Genomic DNA, 20,748 nt, shown 5'->3' with positions numbered 1-20,748 from the left:
TGTCCGCGCGCCCGCGCGTGCGAGGGCTTTAAGGAGGGCGGTATCTTAGCTGAGGTAGATTCTATGTCCCAAGACAGCGAGTACGGCGCCGGGCAGATTCAGGTCCTCGAGGGCCTGCAAGCCGTCCGGAAACGTCCGGCGATGTACATCGGTTCTACAGACGTTCGTGGACTGCATCATCTCGTCTACGAAGTCGTCGACAACTCCATCGACGAAGCCCTCGCGGGCTACTGTGATGCTATCGAGGTGACGATTCACGACGATGGCTCGGTGTCTGTCTCCGACAACGGTCGGGGAATCCCCGTCGACACGCACGAACAGTACGAACGGCCGGCAGTCGAAGTCATCATGACCGTCCTCCACGCCGGCGGGAAGTTCGACAACAAGTCCTACCAAGTTTCCGGTGGACTGCACGGCGTCGGCGTCTCCGTCGTCAACGCGCTCTCGCACTGGCTGGAAGTCGAAATCAAGCGCGACGGCGGCGTCTTCCGCCACCGCTTCGACCACGGCGAACCCGAACCCGAGAAGTTCGAACGCGTCCGCGACCTCGAATCCGACGAGAAGACCGGGACGACGATTCAGTTCTGGCCGGACTCGGACATCTTCGAGACGACCGAGTTTAACTTCTCGACGCTCGCCACCCGTCTTCGTGAACTCGCCTTCCTCAACTCCGGTGTCGAAATCACGCTCACCGACGAGCGCTCGGAGGATTCGGAGACGTTCTACTACGACGGCGGCATCCGCGAGTTCGTCGAGTACCTCAACGAGACGAAAACCGCCCTCCACGACGACGTCGTCTACTTCGCCGACGAGGACCAGAACATCCAAGTCGAAATCGCCATGCAGGCGACCGACGAACTCCAAGGGTCGGTCCACGCCTTCGCCAACAACATCAACACCCGCGAAGGTGGTACCCACCTCACCGGGTTCAAGACGGCGCTGACGCGCGTCGTCAACGACTACGCGAATCAGGAGGGACTCATCGACGACCTCGACGACAACCTCCGCGGCGAGGACGTCCGCGAAGGACTCACCGCCGTTATCTCGGTCAAACACCCCGACCCGCAGTTCGAGGGACAGACGAAGACCAAACTCGGCAACTCCGAAGTCCGCGGTATCGTCGAGAGTGCGACGCACAAACACCTCTCGACGTATTTCGAGGAGAACCCGACGACCGCACAGACGATTATTCGGAAGGCTGCCGAGGCCGCCAAAGCCCGGAAAGCCGCGAAAAAGGCCGAAGAACTGACGCGCCGGAAGAGCGCACTGGAGTCGACGGCACTGCCCGGCAAACTCGCCGACTGTCAGACCCGCGAGCCAGCGGAGTCGGAACTGTTCATCGTCGAGGGTGACTCCGCAGGCGGCAGCGCCAAACAGGGCCGCGACCGGCACAATCAGGCGATTCTCCCGCTGCGCGGGAAGATTCTCAACGTCGAGAAACACCGTCTCGACCGGATTCTGGAGAACAACGAGGTCCGCGCGCTCATCACGGCCATCGGCGCGGGTATCGGCGAGGAGTTCGACATCGAGAACGCTCGCTATCACAAAATCATCCTGATGACCGACGCCGACGTCGACGGCGCACACATCCGGACCCTGTTGTTGACCCTGCTGTATCGCCACATGAAGCCGCTTCTGGAAGCGGGCTACGTCTACGCGGCGCAACCGCCGCTGTACCGCGTCCGCTACCGCGGCGAGACGTACGACGCGATGACGGAAGCGGAGCGAGAACGCATCATCGAGGAGAAATGCAACGGCAACCCGACGCGCATCCAGCGGTTCAAGGGTCTCGGCGAGATGAACCCCGAGCAGTTGTGGGAGACCACGATGGACCCCGACAACCGCATCCTCAAGCAGATAACCATCGAGGACGCCGCCCAAGCCGACCGCATGTTCAGCGTGCTGATGGGCGACGCCGTCGAACCGCGAAAACAGTTCATCAAAGAACACGCCACCGACGCCGAGTGGGTGGACATCTAATCTAATATATGAGTTCAGAACTTCCGGACCCGGACGCGAACGCAGAGGCCGCGCGCATCCAAACCGCACGTATCGAAGACGAGATGGAGCAGTCGTACATCGACTACGCGATGTCGGTCATCGCGGGCCGCGCCCTCCCGGACGTCCGCGACGGCCTCAAACCCGTCCACCGACGCATCCTCTACGCGATGCACGAGGCGGGCGTCACCGCGCGCTCCTCGCACCGAAAGAGTTCCTCCATCGTCGGCGAGACGATGGGTGACTACCACCCGCACGGCGACTCCGCCATCTACGACACCCTCGCCCGCATGGCGCAGGATTTCTCCATGCGCTATCCGCTGGTCGACGGTCAGGGGAACTTCGGTTCCGTCGACGGCGACCCGCCGGCGGCGATGCGGTACACGGAGGCGCGCATGTCGTCTATCGCCGAGGAACTGCTCTCGGACATCGAGAAAGACACCGTCGACTACCGCGCGAACTACGACGACCGGCTTGAGGAACCCGACGTGCTCCCCGCGTCGTTCCCCAACCTGCTCGTCAACGGTTCCTCCGGGATTGCCGTCGGGATGTCGACGAACATCCCGCCGCACAACCTCGGCGAAGTCATCGACGCGACGATTCACCTCATCGACAACCCCGACTGTACGGTCGAAGACCTCATGCAGTTCGTCAAGGGGCCGGACTTCCCGACAGGTGCGAACATCGTCGGGCGCAACGCCGTCCACCAAGCGTACAAGACGGGTCGCGGTCGCATCCGCGTCCGCGCGGAGTACGAAGTCGAAGACGACGAGCGCATCGTCATCACGGAACTACCGTTTCAGGAGAACAAGGCGCGACTCGTCGAGCGTATCGCCGACAACGTCAACGAAGGCAAAATCGAGGGCGTCCGCGACCTGCGCGACGAGTCTGACCGCGACGGCATCCGTGTCGTCGTCGAACTCAAGCGCGACGCCATTCCCGAAGTCGTCAAGAACCAACTGCTCGAACACCACCTCGAATCGACGTTCGGCGTCATCAACCTCGCACTCGTCGACGGCGAACCGCGCGTTCTCAGCCTCAAGGAGACGCTGGCGGAGTACGTCAGCCACCGCCGCGAAGTCGTGCGTCGTCGCAGCGAGTACGACCTCGAAGAAGCCGAGGACCGCGCGCACATCCTCGAAGGTCGACTCACCGCACTCGAAAACGTCGACGACGTAGTCGACCTCATCCGTGACTCCGAGAGCCGAGACGACGCGAAGGAGGCGCTGATGGAAGCGTACGACTTCTCGTCGGCACAGGTCGACCACATCGTCTCGATGCAACTCGGTTCGTTGACCTCGATGGAGGCCGAAGCCATCGAAGACGAGTACGAGGACGTGCAGGCGACCATCGAGCGTCTCAACGAGATTCTCGACAACGAGTCCGAACTGCTCGGCGTCATCAAAGACGAACTCAGGGAGGTAAAAGACGAGTACGGCGACGAGCGCCGGACGAGTTTCATAGAGGACACCGGGACGGTCACCCGCGAAGACCTCATCCCGCAGGAGGATATGGTCGTCGTCGTCACCGAGGACGACTACATCAAGCGGATGCCCGCCGCCGACTTCCGCGCGCAGGGCCGCGGCGGCAAGGGTATCATCGGCACCGACCTCAAGGAAGACGACCGCGTCTCCTCGGTGTTCTTCGCCAACACCCACGACTATCTGTTGGTCTTCACCACCCACGGGCAGGTGTACCAACTGAAAACCTACCAGATACCGGAGATGGGCCGGACTGCCCGCGGGAAATCCGCGGTCAACCTGTTGGACTTAGACGACCAAGAGGAGATAACCGCCGTCGTCAACACCGACGAGATGGACGACGACGAGTTCCTCACGATGGTCACCAAACAGGGGTACGCAAAGCGGACCGCCGTCGACGACTTTGCGAACATCCTCTCGACGGGCATTCGAGCCATCCGACTCGAAGACGGCGACGAACTCACCGACGTGGAAGTGACCGACGGCCAGCGGGATTTGGTCATCGCCACCGAGGGCGGGATGAGCATCCGCTTCGACGAGGACGAAGTCCGCGCGATGGGTCGCAGCGCCCGCGGCGTCCGCGGTATCAACCTCACCGACGACGACGTCGTCGCCGGCGTCGCCGCCGTCGACTTGGACCAGCACGACTGGTTGCTGACGGTGACACAGAACGGCTACGGCAAGCGCAGTGACCTCGACGACTACCGCAAACAGTCGAGAAACGGGAAAGGTCTCATCGACATCAAGACCAACGACCGAAACGGGACCGTCTGTGCCATCGACGCCGTCGCCTCCGGCGACCACCTGCTCGTGATGAGCGAGGACGGCCAGATTATGCGCACCCGCGTCGACGACATCTCGAAGTACGGCCGTAACACGATGGGCGTCATCGTGATGGACCTCGACGACGGCGACTACGTCGCCGCCGTCGACGTGATTCCTGCCGCGAGCGTCGGCGACGTCGAAGTAGAGGAAGCGGAGGAAGCGGAGGAGACGGACGAAACGGACGCCGTCGAAGCCGACGAGTAACCCGTCTGGTCGTAGTCGACGAACCGCACGCGGACGACCGGGTTCTGTCCCGTCGTCGCCCGAATTTCTCGCTGTATCTCGCTCGGGAGCAACGGGTACGACCGGTCTGCAGTGCGCGAGATGGTGACGGTCACCGTCTCCCGGTCGGTGAACAGTCCGGCCGGATAGCCGTACTGGACGGTGACGCTCGTCGCCTGTAGGTCACTGTACTGCTCCTGACCCAGCACCTCTTCGACCTGCTGGTTCACCGTCCGTTGGTACGCCACCTGCTGGCCGGTAGCGACGGTGACGACACCGACGGAGACGACGAGCGCAATCGCCGCCAGCGTGACCACGAGCGTCCGCCGCCGGTCGCCGGAGAGATACCGTCTTAGTCCGCCGGGGTTCGGCCAGTAGTCGAGCACCCACAACATGACGAACATGGCAACGTTGATAGCCAGTACCGTCACGACGAGGAGCAGAAACGTCCCGAGAGCGAGAACTGGGGTAAACCAAGCGATACCGATACCCACGACACCCGCCGCGGGGATGAGCGCGGCAGCAATCATCACGCCGATGAGCGACAGCGGTCCCTCGGTCGTGATACCGAACGTCGCAGCGGCACCGGCGGCTAGTCCGACGAGAACGGCGATGGCGCTCGGCGCGAGTCGGAGTGTCACGAGTTCGATACTCGCCGGCGCGAGCGTCGCGGGAACGAGCGAGAGCGACTTGAGAAAGAAAGCCGTAACCGCCGACCCGCCGACGCTGACAGCGAGTCCCAACAGTTGGAGTCGGAGGCCGTCGACGGCCATCCGCCAGTCGTCGGTCACCGCCCCGACGCCGGTCGTGAGGATGGGGCCGACGAACGGCGCGATGACCATCGACCCGACGACGACGGCGGGCGAGTCGATGAGCAACCCCGCCGTGGCGATAACGGCGCTGAGGAAAATCATCCAGACGAACGAGTACTGGTCGCGGCTGAGCGACCGCGCCTTCGCGCGGAGCGAGAAGAACGAAAGCGGCGTGAAATCTTGCGCGTAGCGGTTCTGCAGTTCGTCGACGTTCGGGGTCAACGCCGCTTCCGCGTCGCCGACGACCGTGTACGTCTCCTCGGGGACGCCCGATTCGTGGAGGCGGCCGAGTACGTCGCCGACGCCGTCGGAGGGTATCGGAAACTGAAACAGCGCGCGGTGGCCGTCGGCGTCGTCGCTCGTCACCGCGTAGTCGACGTCAAGGTCAGAGAGCGTCTCACCGACTCGGGTTCGTTCGTCCGCGGAGACGAACAGGTGAACGATACGCACAGACGATGCAACCGCGAGCGAGCGAAAAAGCAGCAAGCTTGTTCGCACAGGGCGCGACACGGCCGCGCCGAGGACGAAATGCGGCCTACAGAATCGTCTTGCCGAGCGCACTCGCCGCCAGTTCCGTCGCCAACTCGGCGGTCTCGTTGTGTTCGTCGAGGATGGGATTGACTTCGACCACCTCGAGCGAGCGCAGCGACTCCGAGTGCGCGACCGTCTCCAGCGCCGAGTGCGCCTCGCGGTAGCTGACGCCGCCGCGGACGGGCGTCCCGACACCGGGTGCCTCCTTGGGGTCGAGCCAGTCCAAATCGAGGCTGACGTGGACGCCGTCGGTGCCGTCGGTGGCCACGGCGAGGGCGTCGTCGACGACGTCCGTGATACCGCGTTCGTCGATGTCGGACATGGTGAACGCAGTGAGGTCCGTCGAGCGGATGAGTTCGCGTTCGGCGTCGTCGAGGCTGCGGAGGCCGACGAGAGCGACGTTCTCGGGGCGCAGTCCGGGGGCGTTGGCCCACTCGACGCCGCCGAAGTCGGCGATGCCGAGACCCGCCGCCAGCGGCATCCCGTGGACGTTGCCGCTGGGCGTCGTCGTCGGCGTGTTCAAATCACCGTGAGCGTCGAACCAGATAGCGCCGATGTCGGCGTCGCGCGCGGAGCCGACGAGCGAACCGATGGCGACGGAGTGGTCGCCGCCGAGCACCAGCGGCGTCACGTCGTCTGCGAGCGCGTCAGCCACGTCGTCGGCGAGTCGCGTCGAGACTTCCTCGGTCTCGCGGAGGAACTTCGCGTGGCCTTCTGTCGGTTGGTTGGCCTCGGGGTCGCGTTCTTCGGCCCGCGGAACCGGCAGGTCGCCGGCGTCTTCGGGAACGACGCCCGCGTTCTCCAGTTGCTCGGCGAGTCCGGCGTAGCGAATCGCCGACGGCCCCATGTCGACGCCGCGTCGGTTCGCGCCGTAGTCGGTCGGTGCTCCGATGATTCGGACCGTGCGAGTCATACCTGAACGTTCGTGACTGAACGGGTAGTGGTTGCGGTTCACTTCGCGGATGTGACGGTGAGTCGAAATTGAGATTTCGTCGGATGCAACTGTCCGCCACGCTCAAGACTACGAGGCGTGTTTGTGGGGTAGATGCGGCTTATCAAGCTCCTCGTCGACGAGTCAAACAAGGAGAACGTCGTCGACGTTCTGGAGACTGAGAACATCGACTTCGTGGTCACGAAAGACGCCACCGAGCGCAGAGACACCGTCCTCGTCGAGTTCCCGCTGCCGACACAGGCGGTCGGCTACGTCATCGACGAACTCCGCGAGGCCGGCGTCGACGACAGGGAGTACACCGTCATCGCCAGCGCAGAGACGGCGAAAACCCGAAACTACCACCAACTCGAAGAACGGTTCGTCGCCGGCGTCGAGGAGGACGACGCGGTGGCGCGCGAGGAGATTCGCGCGAAGGCGCTCGACATGCACCGCAGCAACCTGACGTACTACTCGATGACGATGTTCAGCGCCTTCGTCGCGGCGGCGGGCCTGCTCATGGACTCGCCGGCCGTCGTCGTCGGCGCGATGGTCATCGCCCCGCAAGTGGGGTCGGCGCTCATCTCGGGTGTCGGCATCTCGCTGAACGACCGACGCATGATTCGTATCGGGTTCGCCCAGCAGTTCTTCGGCTTCGGCGCGGCGATTCTCGGCGCGTTCGTCCTCGGGTTGCTGCTGCAGTCGGGGCAAATCGTCACCTCCGTACTCGACGTGTCGACAGTGAGCCAGATTAGCAAGCGAATCTCGCCGGGGTTGCTCTCGCTTCTCGTCGGGTTCTGTGCGGGGGCCGCCGGTGCGTTCGGCCTCGCAACGGCGCTGCCTGTCTCGTTGGTCGGCGTGATGATTGCCGCCGCGCTCATTCCCGCGGCGGCAGCCATCGGCATCGGCCTCGCGTGGGGACTGCCGAGCGTCTACCTCGGCGCGGGCGTGCTTCTCATCACCAACGCGGTGGCGGTCAACGTCTCGGCGTTTCTCGTGCTCTGGTATCTGGGCTACCGCCCCGACTCCTGGACCGAGAACACCCGTCAGGTCAACAACGGTGAGACCACCTCGGAGACGAGCGACCGCTCACAGTACTTCGGGGCCGCGGTTGCGTTGGTGCTTCTCGGCGGCATCTTCGTCGGTGCGGGTGGACTCCTCGTCGACCAAATCGCGTTCGACAACGACGCGAACACCGCCGTCGAACAGGTGATGGAAGACGACCAGTACAGTGACCTCGAACTCACCTCGATGCGGACTGAGGTGGGGATGTCTCGCTATCTCGGACAGACACCGGAGGTGAGTGTCGTAGTGATGCGGCCGGCCGACGCGTCGTATCCGGACCTCGCGGAGACGATTCGTGAACAGGTCCAACAGGAGACCGGCCGCGAGGTCTCCGTCTCCGTCGAGTTCCTCGAAGGCCAGCACTCCGGTCAGGCGGGTCAGTCGCTTCTCGCACCGAGAGTCGCGGTCGCATAGCTATTTTCTGCGCGGAGACGCACACACGTCAGTAGCGAAAGACGGCTCAGTCGTCGAGATACGGCGCGCAGACGCGACGAACGCCGTCTTCGAAATCGACTGACGGTTCCCACCCGGTCTCTTCGTGCATCTTCGAGACGTCGGCTTTCGTGTCGTGGACGTAGATGTCGAGTGGGTTCTCGATGTACTTCGGTTCGACGTCGGTTCCCAGCACTTGGTTTATCATCGCCACCATCTCGTTGAAGTCGTAGCTCTCGCCGGTGCCGAGGTTGTAGATTCCTTGCAGTTGGTGGTCGGCGGCCAACTCCAGTCCCCGAACGATGTCGTCGACGTGGGTGAAGTCGCGGGTCTGTGAGCCGTCGCCGAACAGTTCGGGTCGCTCGCCGTTGGCGATTTTGTGCGCGAACTGCGCGACGGTGTTGGCGTACTGGCCTTTGTGTTCCTCCGCACCGCCGAAGCCTTGATACACCGAGAAGAAGCGCATCCCCGCCAAGGACATCTCGTAGTGGTTGTGGAAGTACTCCGCGTAGCGCTCGCGGGCGAGTTTCGACGCCTCGTACCCCGTTCGTGCTTCGACGCTCATACTCTCGGGTGAGGGGTCGGTTCGATTCCCGTAGATGGACGATGTCGAAGCGTAGACGACGGTGTCACAGCCGTTCTGTCTCGCCTGGTCGACGGTGTTGACGAACCCCTCGACGTTGACGCGCGCGCCGCGTCGGGGGTTCTCCTCGTGCATCGTGTACGACGAGAGCGCCGCGAGGTGAAACAGCACGTCGACGTCCGTCGGAAGGTCGTCGTCGAGAACGCTCCCCTCGACGAACTCCACGTCTTCGGAGAGGTTTTCGGGCGTTCCGAGATACAGGTCGTCGACCGCCACCACCTCGTTGTCGACGGCGAGGTGGTTTGCGAGGTTCGACCCGATAAATCCGGCCCCGCCGGTAACGAGAACTCGCTGATTCTGCATACGTGTACGCCCAGAGGCGGCGGTAAAGGCCTACCGGTTACATTCACTTGAACGCGAACGTTTTCCGGTCGAATCAGTGAAAGCGCGTCAACGAACAATCATTCTCGAAAGAGACAGTTACGCAGCCGATAGCATCACCATGATTTTCACTGAAAAACCGGCTATCCGTCGAATTTAAGAACATCAATTGCGAACGTTCGTTTATGTCGTCTATCGAACTCACCCCGAGTCAGAAACAGATACTCACGGCCTTGATAAACCTCTACCGTCAGGCCGAAGACGCAGTGAAAGGCGAGGACATCGCCGCAGAGGTAAACCGCAACCCGGGCACCATCCGCAATCAGATGCAGAGTCTGAAGGCGCTGCAGTTAGTCGAAGGCGTGCCGGGCCCGAAAGGCGGCTACAAGCCGACGGCCAACGCCTACGAAGCGCTCGACGTCCAAGAGATGGACGAACCGGCGACGGTGCCGCTGTTCCACGAGGACGAACGCGTCGAGAACGCCAACGTCGAGGAAATCGACCTCTCGAGCGTCCACCACCCCGAACTCTGCCGCGCGGAGATTCACCTGCAGGGGTCGGTTCGCGACTTCCACGAGGGCGAGAAGGTCACCGTCGGTCCGACGCCGCTCTCGAAACTCCTCGTCGAGGGCACCGTCGACGGCAAAGACGACACGAGCAACATTCTCATCCTCCGCATCGACGACATGGTCGCACCCGCGGAGGAGCCTGAACACTAACTGAGTCGGGGACACTCTCTCGTTTTCTGCGGTTCTCTTCTCTTACTCTCGGAGCGACGACGCCGACAGTAGCGGCAGCGACCGGTGCGGTCGCTCGTCGGGTGGTGACGCCGAAAGCGGAGAGGTAGAAAAAACGAAAATCAGTGGGCCGCACGAGGCGGCCGCCGCCTACATGTCGTCCCAGGCGGTGACGGCGCGCTTGGCCGACGAGATGTCGGCAATCCAGCGCGTCGCAACCGCTTTCTTGAGGAACTTCGCACCGGGACCGCCGAACGTCTGGACGGGCACACCTTGGACGCCGTGGGCGACAGCCATCTCGCCGACGGAGACGAGCGTCCCCTTGTCCTTGTGCGCCCACGTTTTCAGTGGCTGGCCGCGAACCGTTCGCGCGAGGTTCTCGCCGGCGACTTCCGCCGCCTGCCACGCCGCCTGTGCGGTCGGCGGGGCGATGTTGTCGTTACCCTGGTCGATGAGCGCCGAGTCGCCGATGGCGAAGACGCGTTCGTCGCTCGTCGAGAAGTCCGAACCGGCGAAAATGCGGTTCGAGCGCTCGTCTTTGTCGACTTTCGCTTCCGCGACTTCCTTCTGACCGGTGATGCCGCCGGTCCAGATGAACACGTCGTAGTCGAGTTCCGTCTCGTCGCCGACGTAGATGGTCTCCTCGTCGACCTGCGAGATGAACTCGCCGGTCATGATTTCGATGTCTTGGATGTTGAGCCGTTTGCGGAGCGCGCCCTGCAGTTCGGGGTCGTTACCGGGGAACACTTCGTCGAGGCCCTCGACGAGTTTGATGTCGATGGGCGCGCGGTGTTTGTCGCGGAACTCCGCGATTTCACCGGCCGCCTGAATGCCGGAGAGGCCCGCACCGCCGACGATGACTTGGGCGGGTTCGCTGCGGGAGGCGTCTTCCGCTGCTGCCTTGATTTCCTCGTGAATCTCGCGGGCGTCGTCGAGGCTCTTGAGCGTCAGCGAGAACTCTTCGAGACCCTCGATGCCGTAGAAGGCGGTGGCGCTTCCGAGGCCGACGAGCAGGTAGTCGTAGTCGACGGTCCGGTCGTCGTCGAGTTCGACGACGCGTTCGTCGACGTCGACGTTCTCGACGTGACCCTTCACGAAGTTCGTGTCGGGCGATTTGATGTCGTCGATGGGGACGGCGACTTTCGATTCGACGCTCGGGTCGCGGATGACCCGGTGGACCTCGTGAAGCACGAGGTGGTAGTCTCGGTCCGAAATCCACGTGAGTTCGGCTTCGCCGTCTTCTATCTCGTCTTCGAACGCTTTCACCGCGCCGGCGCCCGCGTACCCGGCACCGAGAACGACGACCTTCTGAGTCATGCGTCTATTTGCGAAGCCATGAGATAAAGGGGCTTTGGAACGAGAACGGTCCCGTCGGCCGCGAGAACGCACGAATTTGGGGTGCGTCCCGATTCCGTGACGGGTGGAGCGAACCGGGGAGGCGTGAGGGTCTTACAGCGAGAGGCCGGCGTGCCAAGTGTCGACGCCTGCCTCGCGCTTGACCTCGTCCATGCGTGCGAGAAGCGCCACGGCGAGACTGGCCGTCTCCGCCGCCCGCGACTCGCCTTCGGTTCGGAACTCGCCGGTGATTCGGTTGGCGTACACCGAACAGACCGCGCCCGCGCGGAGGCCGTAGACGTTGGCGATAGTCAAGAGTGCGCTGGCTTCCATCTCGATGTTCTTCACGTTCGCTTCCTGCAGTTCTTCGACGAGCGACTCGCTGCCAGCAGCACGAAACCCGTCGAGTCCGGGGCGACCCTGTCCGGCGTAGAAACTGTCGGCGCTCATCGTGAGGCCGACGTGGTAGTCGTAGCCGAGTCGTTCGGCGGCGGCGACGAGCGCCGAGACGACCTCGTGGTCGGCGACGGCCGGGTAGTCCTCGCGGACGTACTCGGCGCTGGTTCCTTCCTGACGAACTGCGCCGGAGGTGATGACGAGGTCGCCGACGTCCATCTCGGGTTGAATCGCGCCGCAGGAACCGACGCGGATGAACGTGTCGACGCCGACGCGCGCGAGTTCCTCGATGGCGATGGCCGCGGAGGGACTGCCGATACCCGTCGACGTGACCGAGATTGGTGCGTCGTCGTAGGCGCCCGTCGCCGTCCGGTACTCGCGGTGGTAGGCGACTTCGTCGTAGTCGTCCCACAGCGCAGTTATCTTGTCCACACGCTCGGGGTTGCCGGGAAGAAGTACGGCGTCGGCGACGTCGCCTTCGGCGACTTCGATGTGGTACTGCACCTCGTCGTTCGGGTCCTCGCTGGCGTCGGTGTCTGTCATACCCGCTCTCGGAGACGGTACGACAAATAAACCGGTGATGTGTAATGATGTCGTCTTCCCGACAGTACACCCGCTCTGCGGTCAAAAAACCCGCGTCGGTACACCGACACCCGTGGAACGGCGTCGGCGACACACACTGGTGGGATGACAGACGATAGTATGGTATCGAGACGCGGGCGTGTCGCTTGTTAGCTGTTTACACTATAAATCATTCGATTGATACAGTGTGTTGCGAGAAAAAAGAAATCGGCTCGGGCTCAGTTCTCGTCCGACCGTCCGGCCGCGTCCGACAGCGTCCCTTCGGAGATGGTGTTCGGCAGGAGTTCGCCAAGGGTGTACTTGCTCGTCTCCTCGCCGCCCTCGTCGCAGACGACGACGAGGTCGTCGGCACAGAACTCCGAGAGCGTCTGTCGGCACATGCCGCAGGGCGTGACCCCGTCGCGGACGCCCGAGGAGACGGCAAGGCGGTCGAACTCCCGGTAGCCGTTCTTCACTGCCTCCGCGATAGCGACTTCCTCGGCGTGGAGACTGTTGCTGTAGTTTGCGTTCTCGATGTTACACCCGACGAACACCGTGCCGTCGGTCGTTCGAAGCGCTGCTCCGACGCGGTACTCCGAGTACGGGACGTGAGCGTTCGAGAGCACCTGGCGGGCTTTCTCGACGAGTTCGTCGACCATAGTGTTTCGACGACGTACGCGGCGGTTATAATCGCTCCGCCACTGGTGGGGTCAGAGTCGGAGTCGGGGGAGGGAAGCGACCAAGCAACCGAGCGGCTCCCGCTGGCGACGACGAACGGAGTGAGAAAGAGTCTATAGTCGACACCGCCGAGTTCGAGTGTGAGCGAATCCGACCGCGGTCGTCGTATCCTCCTCGGCGTCGGTGGCATCGTCGTCCTCGTCGCAGGTCTCATCGGCCTGTTCGTCGGCGAGAACAGTGCAGGCGAGTCGATTACGCTTCTCGGTGTCGTCACGCTCCCGGTGAGTCCGGTACCGATGGCGCTCTACGGCGCGGTACTCGCAACCGTCGCACTCACCGCACTGTTCGTTGCCGTCGAGTTCGCCTCCCGACTGGAAGACAGGGACCGAGCGTAGTTCACGTCTCGAACGGAGCGCGGCCCTTTTGAGGGTCGGCTACGGAGTTCGGGTATGGCTGCCACGACGAGTGACTCCGACTCGCCGGACTCGACGCCGCTGACGGAGGAGAACGACCGAAACCGCAAGCGGGCCGCCCTCGCCGTCGCGCCGTTTCTCGCGCTCGGACTGTTCGACGTGGTTCTGTTGCTGTTCTGGGGTATCGAACCACTGTGGGCGTTCGCCATCCTCCCACCGATTCTGTTCTGTTCGGTGCTAGCGTGGATCGTGTTCAGCACCGACTTCCTCGAAGACCGGACGTAGAGCGGGCTACTGGCCGGGAGCGTTCTATCGGCCGGTATCGTACTTGTACGTCGCCGACTCGGGGTCGATGCCGAAATCCTCGGCGCGTTCTTCGGGTTCCGATTCGGCGTCCGCCTCCGGCGCGGCGCGTTTGAACGCCTCTCTAGCTTCTGTGGGCATCTCGAAGGCGTCGACGGGGAGCGACAGCGCCACTGCGTCGGGCATCACGCCCTCGCGCTTGGCTTCGAGTCGGGTGCGGACCTCCTCGGGAAGCGACGCCGACTCGACCGGGTCGAAGCCGAACCGGACGAGATAGTTGGGTTCGTTCGTAAAGCAGTACACGCGGTCGAACCCCTCGTCGCCGGCGGTCTTCACGAGTCGTTCGACGACGTGTGCGCCGACGCCTTGACCGCGCCACTCCTCCAACACGCCGATGCCGGTGAGTTCGCAGAAGTCGCCGTCGTCGTGTTTGTGGATTCGAATCCGGCCGAACCCTGCACGACTGTTCGACGCCTCGTCGACGGCGATGACGTAGTCGCGTGAGCGAAACGCGACGTCGTCGAGGTCCATCGCTTCGATGTGGTCGAGTAGCCACACCTCGTCTCGGTTTTTGGCGTCTCGGACGTACATGTCTGTTAGTAGCACACGAACGGGCAAAAGAATTTACGCGACGTGCAGCGCCTGCGAGTGCCGGACGGCGACCTCACATCTCGCGGACGACGACGCGGGAGTTCGTCACTTCCCGCACGTCGGACTCCGAGAGGGTGTACGTGTCGTCGTCGGCGTCGCCCCAGTCGAGTTCGGCTTTCAGTCGGTCGGTGAGACTCGGTGAGGGGTCGATGTGGATGACGCCGCTTTCGACTTTGGCGACGATACCAACCTCGCGGCCACCCTCGTCGACGACGTCTTTGCCCTGGTCGTTCTGGTCGAGATGCGTCTCGGCTTCCTCGGTGGCGGCCGTATCCTCGCGTTCGACCGCTTCGGAGCGGTTCTCCTCGGCGGCGGCCGTTCCCTCGGTCTCGGTCGGTGCGGCGGTTCCTTCGCCCCGTTCTGGTTGGTCCGTCTGGTCGGCTTCCGTCCCCTCGGCCGTCGTAGCCGTCTCCGCGTCCATCGTCTCTCGCTCGGTCATCTCGGTGTCGGCGGTCACCGCCATCTCATCTATCTCGGCGGCTTCCATCCCTTCGTACTCGCGGTCGACGATTTCGCGCTCGATGACTTCGCTCGTGACGACGTCGGTGTCGAGCAGTTCCGTCTCCGAGAGGGTGTAGATACCGCGCTTTCGCTCCTCGACGTCTTCTTCGACGAGCGTTCGCTGGTACAGTTCGCTCTCGACGACGTCGCCTTCGATGACGTGGCTCTGGACGATACCCGCCTCGACGACTTCGCTTCCGACGGCGTCGGCCTCGACGATGTCGCTCTCGACGACGGTCTCTTGGACGCCTCGGACGTCGATATCCGCCTCCATCGTGTCGCTCTCGACGGTGTCTTCTTCCTCCAGTTCCGTGTCGACGACGCGACTGTGGACGGTCATCCGCTCGATTATCTCGTTCGTGTTCGTCCAGTGTTCCTCGATGACCGCCTCGATTCGACCCTGGTCGAGAAACGACGCCTCGACGAGTTCTCGACTGACGAGTTCGCGGTCGACAGTCGTCTCACCGATGGTCTCGGTGTCGACGACGTCGCTCTCTATGGTGTCGTGTTCGACGATAGTTCGTTCGACGACTTTCGTCTCCGTGACTTCGGTGGTCACCGTCTCGCCTTCCATCAGCGCCTCTTTGGCTTCCTCGCTGTCGAGTGCGGCCCGTTCTGCGACGTCGGAGCGCGCGACGAACTGCCACGGTTCGGTGTCGCCTTCCATCTCCTCGTCGGTGTAGGCGAAGGCGACGTTCTCCGACTCGAACGTCTCGAAGAACTCGTCCCACTCGCGTCGGTCGTGGCTGTCGTCTACCTCGCTCTCGCGGACGAACCGGTAGTTCATCTCCCCTGTGTCTCGCTCGTCGTACACCGGCACGTAGCCGCGTTCGTCGGCCCACGACTGGATACTCTCTCGGTTGGCCGTGACGTTTCGTTCCCGGTTTTCGGGTTCATCAGACATCTGTTTGCCTCCGTCGGTACGTCCCACGACGACCTACTTAACAGATTGGCGACATATGTCGTCGGGTCTGTATCTACGGAAACCCCGAGACTCGGGTTACGCGGACAGTTACCCGAAGGCACTGACGCTTCCTCACGTCGTGAATCTATCACAGACGATGGTGAGCAAGCTACTTGATGGCGGCAGTAAAAGATGCGACCGATGAACACACAGCCCGACACAGACGAGGAGGTCCACGAACCGACTCGGGAGTTCGTCGAATCGACGAACGTCTACCGATTCATGCAGGAGTACGACATCGACGACTACGACGAACTCATCGCTCGGACCTGTAGCGACGTCGACGGCGAACCGGAGTCGGGCGTCGACTGGTTCTGGGACCTCCTGCCCGACTATCTGGGCATCGACTTCTTCCACGACTACGACAGTGTCCGCGACGACAGCGACGGCCCGCAGTTCTCCCGATGGTACCCCGGCGGCACTATCAACATCGCACACAACACCCTCGACAGACACGCCGCCGTCGACTCCGGCGCTCGGAACAAAGTCGCCTGTATCTGGGAGGGTGAACCCGGCGACGTCCGCGAGGTGACCTACCACGAACTGTACCGTCAAGCCAACCGCGTCGCCAACGTGCTCGAAGCACGCGGCATCGAGACGGGCGACACTGTGGGTCTGTACATGCCGATGGTCCCGGAAGTCATCTCGATTCTCTACGGTTGTTTCAAAGTCGGTGCCGTCGCGGTGCCCATCTTCTCCGGATTCGGCGTCGACGCCACGGCCACCAGAATCGAAGACAGCGAGTGTTCGGTACTCTTTACCGGCGACGGCTTCTACCGCCGCGGCGGCGAGGTGACGCTGAAAGACGCCGCCGACGAGGCCATCGCGCAGGCGGGCCACGTCGAACACACCATCGTCTACGAGCGACTCGGTTCGGAGATAGAGTGGCACGGCGACAGAGACGAGTGGTGGCACGAAACGGTCGAAACCGCCGACGACGAGTACGAGACGAAGGAACTGCCGAGTGAACAGGAGTCGATGCTGCTGTACTCGTCCGGGACGACGGGCAAGCCGAAAGGCATCGTCCACACGCAGGCGGGCGTGCTGATGCAAGCGGCCAAGGAGATTTACTTCGGCTTCGACCACAAGCCGTCGGACCGCTTCTTCTGGGTTTCCGACATCGGCTGGATGATGGGTCCGTGGACGCTCATCGGCAACCACGCCCACGGCGGCACCGTGTTCATGTACGAGGGCGCACCGGACCACCCAGAACCCGACCGATTCTGGTCGATGATTGACCGCCACAAACTCTCGGTGTTCGGTATCTCACCCACCGCGATTCGCGCGCTTCGCAAGTACGGCGACGACTGGTTGGACGGCTACGAACTCTCCTCGCTCCGACTTCTGGGGTCGACGGGCGAACCGTGGGACCCCGAGTCGTGGATGTGGTTCTACGAGAACGTCGGCGGCGGCGAGGCACCCATCATGAACATCTCCGGCGGCACCGAAATCTGCGGCTGTTTCCTCATGCCGCTGCCAATCCAGTCGCTGAAACCCTGCACACTCGGCGGACCCGGACTGGGAATGAACATCGACATCGTCGATGCGACGGGTGAGAGCATCGCCGACACCCACGAACGCGGCTACCTCGTCGCGCGCGACTCCTGTCCGTCGATGACCAAGAGCCTCTGGGACGGCGACGAGCGCTATCTGAACGAGTACTGGTCACGCTTCGACGACATGTGGAACCACGGCGACTGGGCGCAGAAAGACGACGACGGCTTCTGGTTCCTCCACGGCCGCGCCGACGACGTACTCAACGTCGCCGGGCGGAAAGTCGGTCCCGCCGAAGTCGAGGGCGCGCTCATCGACCACGACGCAGTGAATCAGGCCGCCGCCGTCGGCGTCTCCGACGACACCAAAGGCACCGCCGTCGTCGCCTACGTCGTCCTCGAAGACGGTGTCGACGCCAACGACGACCTGCGCGCAGAACTCAGAGGCGTCGTCGGCGAGGAACTCGGCAAGCCGTTCCGCCCGCGCGAGGTGCTGTTCGTCGACGAGTTCCCGAAAACCCAGAGCGGCAAAATCATTCGACGCGCCATCGCGTCGGTGTACGAAGACGAGGAACTCGGCGACATGAGCAGTATCGAGAATCCGGAGGCGCTGGAGAAGGTGAAAGCGGCGAAGTGAGGGGATGACTGTGGTGCGTATAATGGCGTCAAAAGGAGCGACTGAGCGGGCGTAAGACCCGCATTACAGTAACCGAGTCCTGCCTCTTTCGACTGTGTCCGCGCACCGAACGGTCCAGACTGGCGGTCGAATCCTCGGAACGTATCTCGGCTGGGCGGCGCTCTCGCTTCCGGTGGTGGGAGCGAGCGTCCAGTTCTACGTGTTCGTGCTGCGGGGTGAGACGAGCATGGTTTCGCTCATGACGGCTATTGTACTGACGAGCAGTCTCGTCGGTGGGACGCTGTACCTGCGTGGTGACTACTCCGTCTCCCGACTGTGGCTTCTCGTCGCCACGGTCCAGCCTGTCGGATTCGTCGCGCAGTTGTCGTTCGGGTTTCTGCTCTCGTTTCTGAGCGAGTTGCTCCCACCGAACGACTTGGTGTTACCGCTGTACCTCGGCGGAGCGCTCGCCACTACCTACTGGGTTTCGCATCAACTTGTCTACCGCGACGGGTTCGGCAGACTGAAACGATGGTTCGCAAAAGAAAGCGGCGAATGAGCCTCCGAGACGGAGTCCGAAACGTCGTCGTCTTCGCTGGACTGGCCATGCTCGTCAGTCCAGTCGGTGTCCTACTCTACACCGCCGTAACGGCACTCCTCGGACAGACAGCCATCGTGGAGTACGCCCGGTTACTCGGAACGCTCTACACCGTGTTCGTACTGGCTGGCGCAGGTATCGGAACGTACGTCTTCGTCGACAGCGGCTACTCCGCCCGAGCGCTCGTCGAGTTCGTCCTCGCGTTCATCTTGCTCTCGCCAGTCGCTTCCGTCGTGTTCGCCGCCCTCGAATCCGCAGTCGGAGAACCGTTGGGGCCGGCACTGCGCGTGGTCCGACTGTTCGGGACGTTTCTCGTGATGTACGTCGGCGCGTACTATCTGAGCTATCGGGACGAGTGGTTGCTGCGATTGGTTTCGAAGATGAGATAACGGTCGGTGTATCGATATCGACGACGAGACGACTACTCACGACCGCGGCGGTCCCACGCAGTCGAGATAGCAAAAAGTCCGACGAGGACGAATAGCATCCGCCAGACGAGGACTTTCTCGACGGGACCCGAGCTGTAGCTTCGCCCCGCTACGGAGTACACCTCGTCGTCGTGGGCGATGGGGTCGTTTCGCTCGAATTCGGGGATTTGGTCGTCGACGACCGTGACAGAGCCGGTTTCTACGGCCCGGCGCACCTCGGGCGAGGTTTCGCTACTCGGAACCGCGATGTGTTCGAGGGCTTGCATCGTCGAGAGTTCGCGGTGAGTCAGAACTGTCTGCTCGCCGTCCTCCCTAACCGCCGGAGCGTAGAACTGCCCGTCGATGTTAACGAGGTTGTATCTCGCGTAGCTCAGGCTGTATGGGTCCCACTCCGGGGACCGCTCTCGAACCGTGTAGTTGTACCTGAGCGAACCTCGTTCGGCTACCTCGCGTTCGAACGCACACGCTCGCTCAGTGCCGCAACCGAGCGTCTGCTCCGAGAGATGGACCACCTGACTTGCGACCGTCTCGTTCGGAACCGGTTCGACCTCGTAGGTCACCACGCTTTTCGTGCCGTCGAGGTTGTTCGGGTAGAGATACACCGGATTCAGCAACAGGCCGATTCCGAAACAGAGGAGGAGCGCCGTCTTCGTGCTCTTGGAGACCATCTACTGGCTCGTTCTAATCATCAGTACAAATAATTTGTCAGCGAAAGAGACACACAAAGTGATAGAATAGTGGCAAGGGTCGTCGCTCAATCAGCGTCGCAACCCGACCGACTCTCCGTGTCGCGGCCGCCGTCGGTCAGCATCATCGACGACTCGCCCGTCGGAAGCCGCGCCACGAGTTCCGGCAACCGACCTTCGAGTTCCTCGGAGCCGAGAACCGCGAACCCGGCGAAGATAACGCCGAAACCTGCAATAGTAGTGAGCGAAATCGACTCGCCCAGCAGTGCCCACCCGCCGAGCGTTGCGACGACGGGGCTGACGTAGAAGACGAGACTCGCCCGAATCGCGCCCACGTCGTCGAGCAGACCGAAGTAGGCGATGTAGGCGACAGCGCCAGCGAGAACGCCGACGTAGCCGAGTGCGACGACGGCGGCGGGCGTCCACGAGACGGCCGCAAGTGATTCCCCCGCGCCGAGGCTCATCCCGTGGACCAACAGCGCGCTCACGGGCAGTGCCCACGCGGTCCGGACGGTACTCGACAGCGTGCCGTCGGCACGGCGGATGAGGACGCCGCCGAGTGCCGCGCTCGCGGCACCGGCGAGGATGACGGCCTTGCCGACGACGCCACCACCGATGAGGCTCTCGGGGTCGACGCCGACGACGAGTGCGACGCCGAGGAGACCAACGAGCACGCCCACGCCGCCGCGGCGCGAGAGGCGTTCGTCCGAGAGCAGAAACGCCGCGAGAAGCGGCGTGAAGATGGGCGAGAGGCTGAAGATGATAGAGCCGACGGCACTCGAAACGTACTGCTGGCCGACGAACAGAAGGCCGTTGGCGAGGCCGATGGCGAGCACGCCGGTGGCGACGATGCCCGCGACGTCGCCGCGCGTCGAGGGGAGGAGGTCCTCGCGGGCCGTCGTCAGCACCACGTAGCCGAGAAGCACCACGGCCGCGACGTCGAAACGGAGCGCGACGAACAGCAGCGGTGGGAAGTACGACAGACCGGCCTTGGCCGCGACGAACACACCGCCGAAGAAGACGCTGGCGAGCGCGAAAAACACGAGCGAGCGTTTGCCGACCATCAGCGAACCACCTCCAAAGTGGGCGCTCCGTCGCGGTCAGAGCAAACAGGTCGACCGGCCGACGAA

19 protein-coding genes are annotated in these 20,748 nt (G+C 63.0%); 9 read left to right on the top strand and 10 right to left on the bottom strand.

The annotated features are described in order from the left end of the window. Positions 1 to 63: 63 nt before the first annotated feature. The gene (gene gyrB, locus AUR64_RS02775; protein ID WP_058580430.1) at positions 64 to 1,980 is read left to right on the top strand and encodes a DNA topoisomerase (ATP-hydrolyzing) subunit B; all 1,917 of its coding nucleotides are present in this window, start codon (positions 64 to 66) and stop codon (positions 1,978 to 1,980) included. 8 nt (positions 1,981 to 1,988) lie between these two features. Further along, a complete protein-coding gene (gene gyrA, locus AUR64_RS02770) occupies positions 1,989 to 4,508 on the top strand; it encodes a DNA gyrase subunit A (protein WP_058580429.1) in 2,520 nt (839 codons plus the stop codon). Here the strand turns inward: gyrA and AUR64_RS19915 are convergent. Both AUR64_RS19915 and rocF read right to left on the bottom strand, forming a co-directional pair. After that, a complete protein-coding gene (locus tag AUR64_RS19915; RefSeq protein WP_082230560.1) occupies positions 4,394 to 5,788 on the bottom strand; it encodes a DUF389 domain-containing protein in 1,395 nt (464 codons plus the stop codon). The two genes, gyrA and AUR64_RS19915, sit on opposite strands and share 115 nt — an antisense overlap. Positions 5,789 to 5,873: 85 nt before the next feature. Next, positions 5,874 to 6,782 carry an arginase gene (gene rocF, locus AUR64_RS02765; protein ID WP_058580465.1) on the bottom strand — a complete coding sequence of 303 codons (909 nt, stop codon included), beginning with the start codon at positions 6,780 to 6,782 and terminating at the stop codon, positions 5,874 to 5,876. Positions 6,783 to 6,914: 132 nt separating this feature from the next. On the opposite strand from rocF, the gene AUR64_RS02760 reads away from it, so the two are divergent. After that, entirely contained in the window at positions 6,915 to 8,276 is a 1,362-nt protein-coding gene (locus tag AUR64_RS02760) for a DUF389 domain-containing protein (protein ID WP_058580428.1), read from the top strand. Between the two features lie 46 nt (positions 8,277 to 8,322). On the opposite strand, the gene AUR64_RS02755 is transcribed toward AUR64_RS02760, so the two are convergent. Further along, complete coding sequence (locus AUR64_RS02755) at positions 8,323 to 9,240, bottom strand: NAD-dependent epimerase/dehydratase family protein (protein ID WP_058580427.1); 918 nt, start codon at positions 9,238 to 9,240, stop codon at positions 8,323 to 8,325. 203 nt (positions 9,241 to 9,443) lie between these two features. On the opposite strand from AUR64_RS02755, the gene AUR64_RS02750 reads away from it, so the two are divergent. After that, positions 9,444 to 9,977 carry an Rrf2 family transcriptional regulator gene (locus AUR64_RS02750; protein WP_058580426.1) on the top strand — a complete coding sequence of 178 codons (534 nt, stop codon included), beginning with the start codon at positions 9,444 to 9,446 and terminating at the stop codon, positions 9,975 to 9,977. 168 nt (positions 9,978 to 10,145) lie between these two features. On the opposite strand, the gene AUR64_RS02745 is transcribed toward AUR64_RS02750, so the two are convergent. The 3 genes from AUR64_RS02745 to cdd form a co-directional block, all read right to left on the bottom strand. After that, positions 10,146 to 11,312, bottom strand: coding sequence for an NAD(P)/FAD-dependent oxidoreductase (locus AUR64_RS02745; RefSeq protein ID WP_058580425.1), 1,167 nt, complete (start codon positions 11,310 to 11,312; stop codon positions 10,146 to 10,148). A gap of 132 nt (positions 11,313 to 11,444) precedes the next feature. Further along, positions 11,445 to 12,269 (bottom strand): nucleoside phosphorylase, encoded by an 825-nt coding sequence (locus tag AUR64_RS02740; protein WP_058580424.1) that lies wholly within the window; start codon positions 12,267 to 12,269, stop codon positions 11,445 to 11,447. A 257-nt stretch (positions 12,270 to 12,526) separates the two neighbouring features. After that, positions 12,527 to 12,946, bottom strand: a complete 420-nt coding sequence (gene cdd, locus AUR64_RS02735; RefSeq protein ID WP_058580423.1) for a cytidine deaminase — start codon at positions 12,944 to 12,946, stop codon at positions 12,527 to 12,529. Positions 12,947 to 13,105: 159 nt separating this feature from the next. Between cdd and AUR64_RS02730 the strand changes: the two genes are divergently transcribed. Then, positions 13,106 to 13,360, top strand: a complete 255-nt coding sequence (locus tag AUR64_RS02730) for a DUF7520 family protein (RefSeq protein WP_058580422.1) — start codon at positions 13,106 to 13,108, stop codon at positions 13,358 to 13,360. Positions 13,361 to 13,414: 54 nt separating this feature from the next. Further along, on the top strand, positions 13,415 to 13,663 hold the full coding sequence (locus AUR64_RS02725; protein WP_058580421.1) for a hypothetical protein: 249 nt from the start codon (positions 13,415 to 13,417) through the stop codon (positions 13,661 to 13,663). A 24-nt stretch (positions 13,664 to 13,687) separates the two neighbouring features. On the opposite strand, the gene AUR64_RS02720 is transcribed toward AUR64_RS02725, so the two are convergent. After that, the gene (locus AUR64_RS02720) at positions 13,688 to 14,272 is read right to left on the bottom strand and encodes a GNAT family N-acetyltransferase (protein ID WP_058580420.1); all 585 of its coding nucleotides are present in this window, start codon (positions 14,270 to 14,272) and stop codon (positions 13,688 to 13,690) included. Between the two features lie 73 nt (positions 14,273 to 14,345). Further along, positions 14,346 to 15,737, bottom strand: a complete 1,392-nt coding sequence (locus AUR64_RS02715) for a hypothetical protein (protein WP_058580419.1) — start codon at positions 15,735 to 15,737, stop codon at positions 14,346 to 14,348. Positions 15,738 to 15,938: 201 nt separating this feature from the next. Between AUR64_RS02715 and AUR64_RS02710 the strand changes: the two genes are divergently transcribed. From AUR64_RS02710 to AUR64_RS02700, 3 genes are all read left to right on the top strand, one after another. Further along, on the top strand, positions 15,939 to 17,927 hold the full coding sequence (locus AUR64_RS02710; RefSeq protein WP_155120487.1) for an AMP-binding protein: 1,989 nt from the start codon (positions 15,939 to 15,941) through the stop codon (positions 17,925 to 17,927). A gap of 94 nt (positions 17,928 to 18,021) precedes the next feature. After that, the gene (locus AUR64_RS02705; protein ID WP_058580417.1) at positions 18,022 to 18,465 is read left to right on the top strand and encodes a hypothetical protein; all 444 of its coding nucleotides are present in this window, start codon (positions 18,022 to 18,024) and stop codon (positions 18,463 to 18,465) included. Then, positions 18,462 to 18,893: a hypothetical protein gene (locus tag AUR64_RS02700; protein ID WP_058580416.1), complete on the top strand. Its 432-nt coding sequence runs from the start codon at positions 18,462 to 18,464 to the stop codon at positions 18,891 to 18,893. The genes AUR64_RS02705 and AUR64_RS02700 overlap by 4 nt, the downstream gene beginning before the upstream one ends. 32 nt (positions 18,894 to 18,925) lie before the next feature. On the opposite strand, the gene AUR64_RS02695 is transcribed toward AUR64_RS02700, so the two are convergent. Both AUR64_RS02695 and AUR64_RS02690 read right to left on the bottom strand, forming a co-directional pair. Continuing rightward, positions 18,926 to 19,600, bottom strand: coding sequence for a hypothetical protein (locus tag AUR64_RS02695; protein ID WP_058580415.1), 675 nt, complete (start codon positions 19,598 to 19,600; stop codon positions 18,926 to 18,928). 86 nt (positions 19,601 to 19,686) lie between these two features. Continuing rightward, complete coding sequence (locus tag AUR64_RS02690) at positions 19,687 to 20,682, bottom strand: DMT family transporter (protein ID WP_058580414.1); 996 nt, start codon at positions 20,680 to 20,682, stop codon at positions 19,687 to 19,689. Positions 20,683 to 20,748 lie beyond the last annotated feature (66 nt).

It is taken from the genome of Haloprofundus marisrubri (assembly GCF_001469955.1).
Taxonomy (GTDB): domain Archaea; phylum Halobacteriota; class Halobacteria; order Halobacteriales; family Haloferacaceae; genus Haloprofundus; species Haloprofundus marisrubri.
Note: the sequence above shows the minus strand (reverse complement) of the source record. Positions and strands in the feature narration are given on the sequence as shown.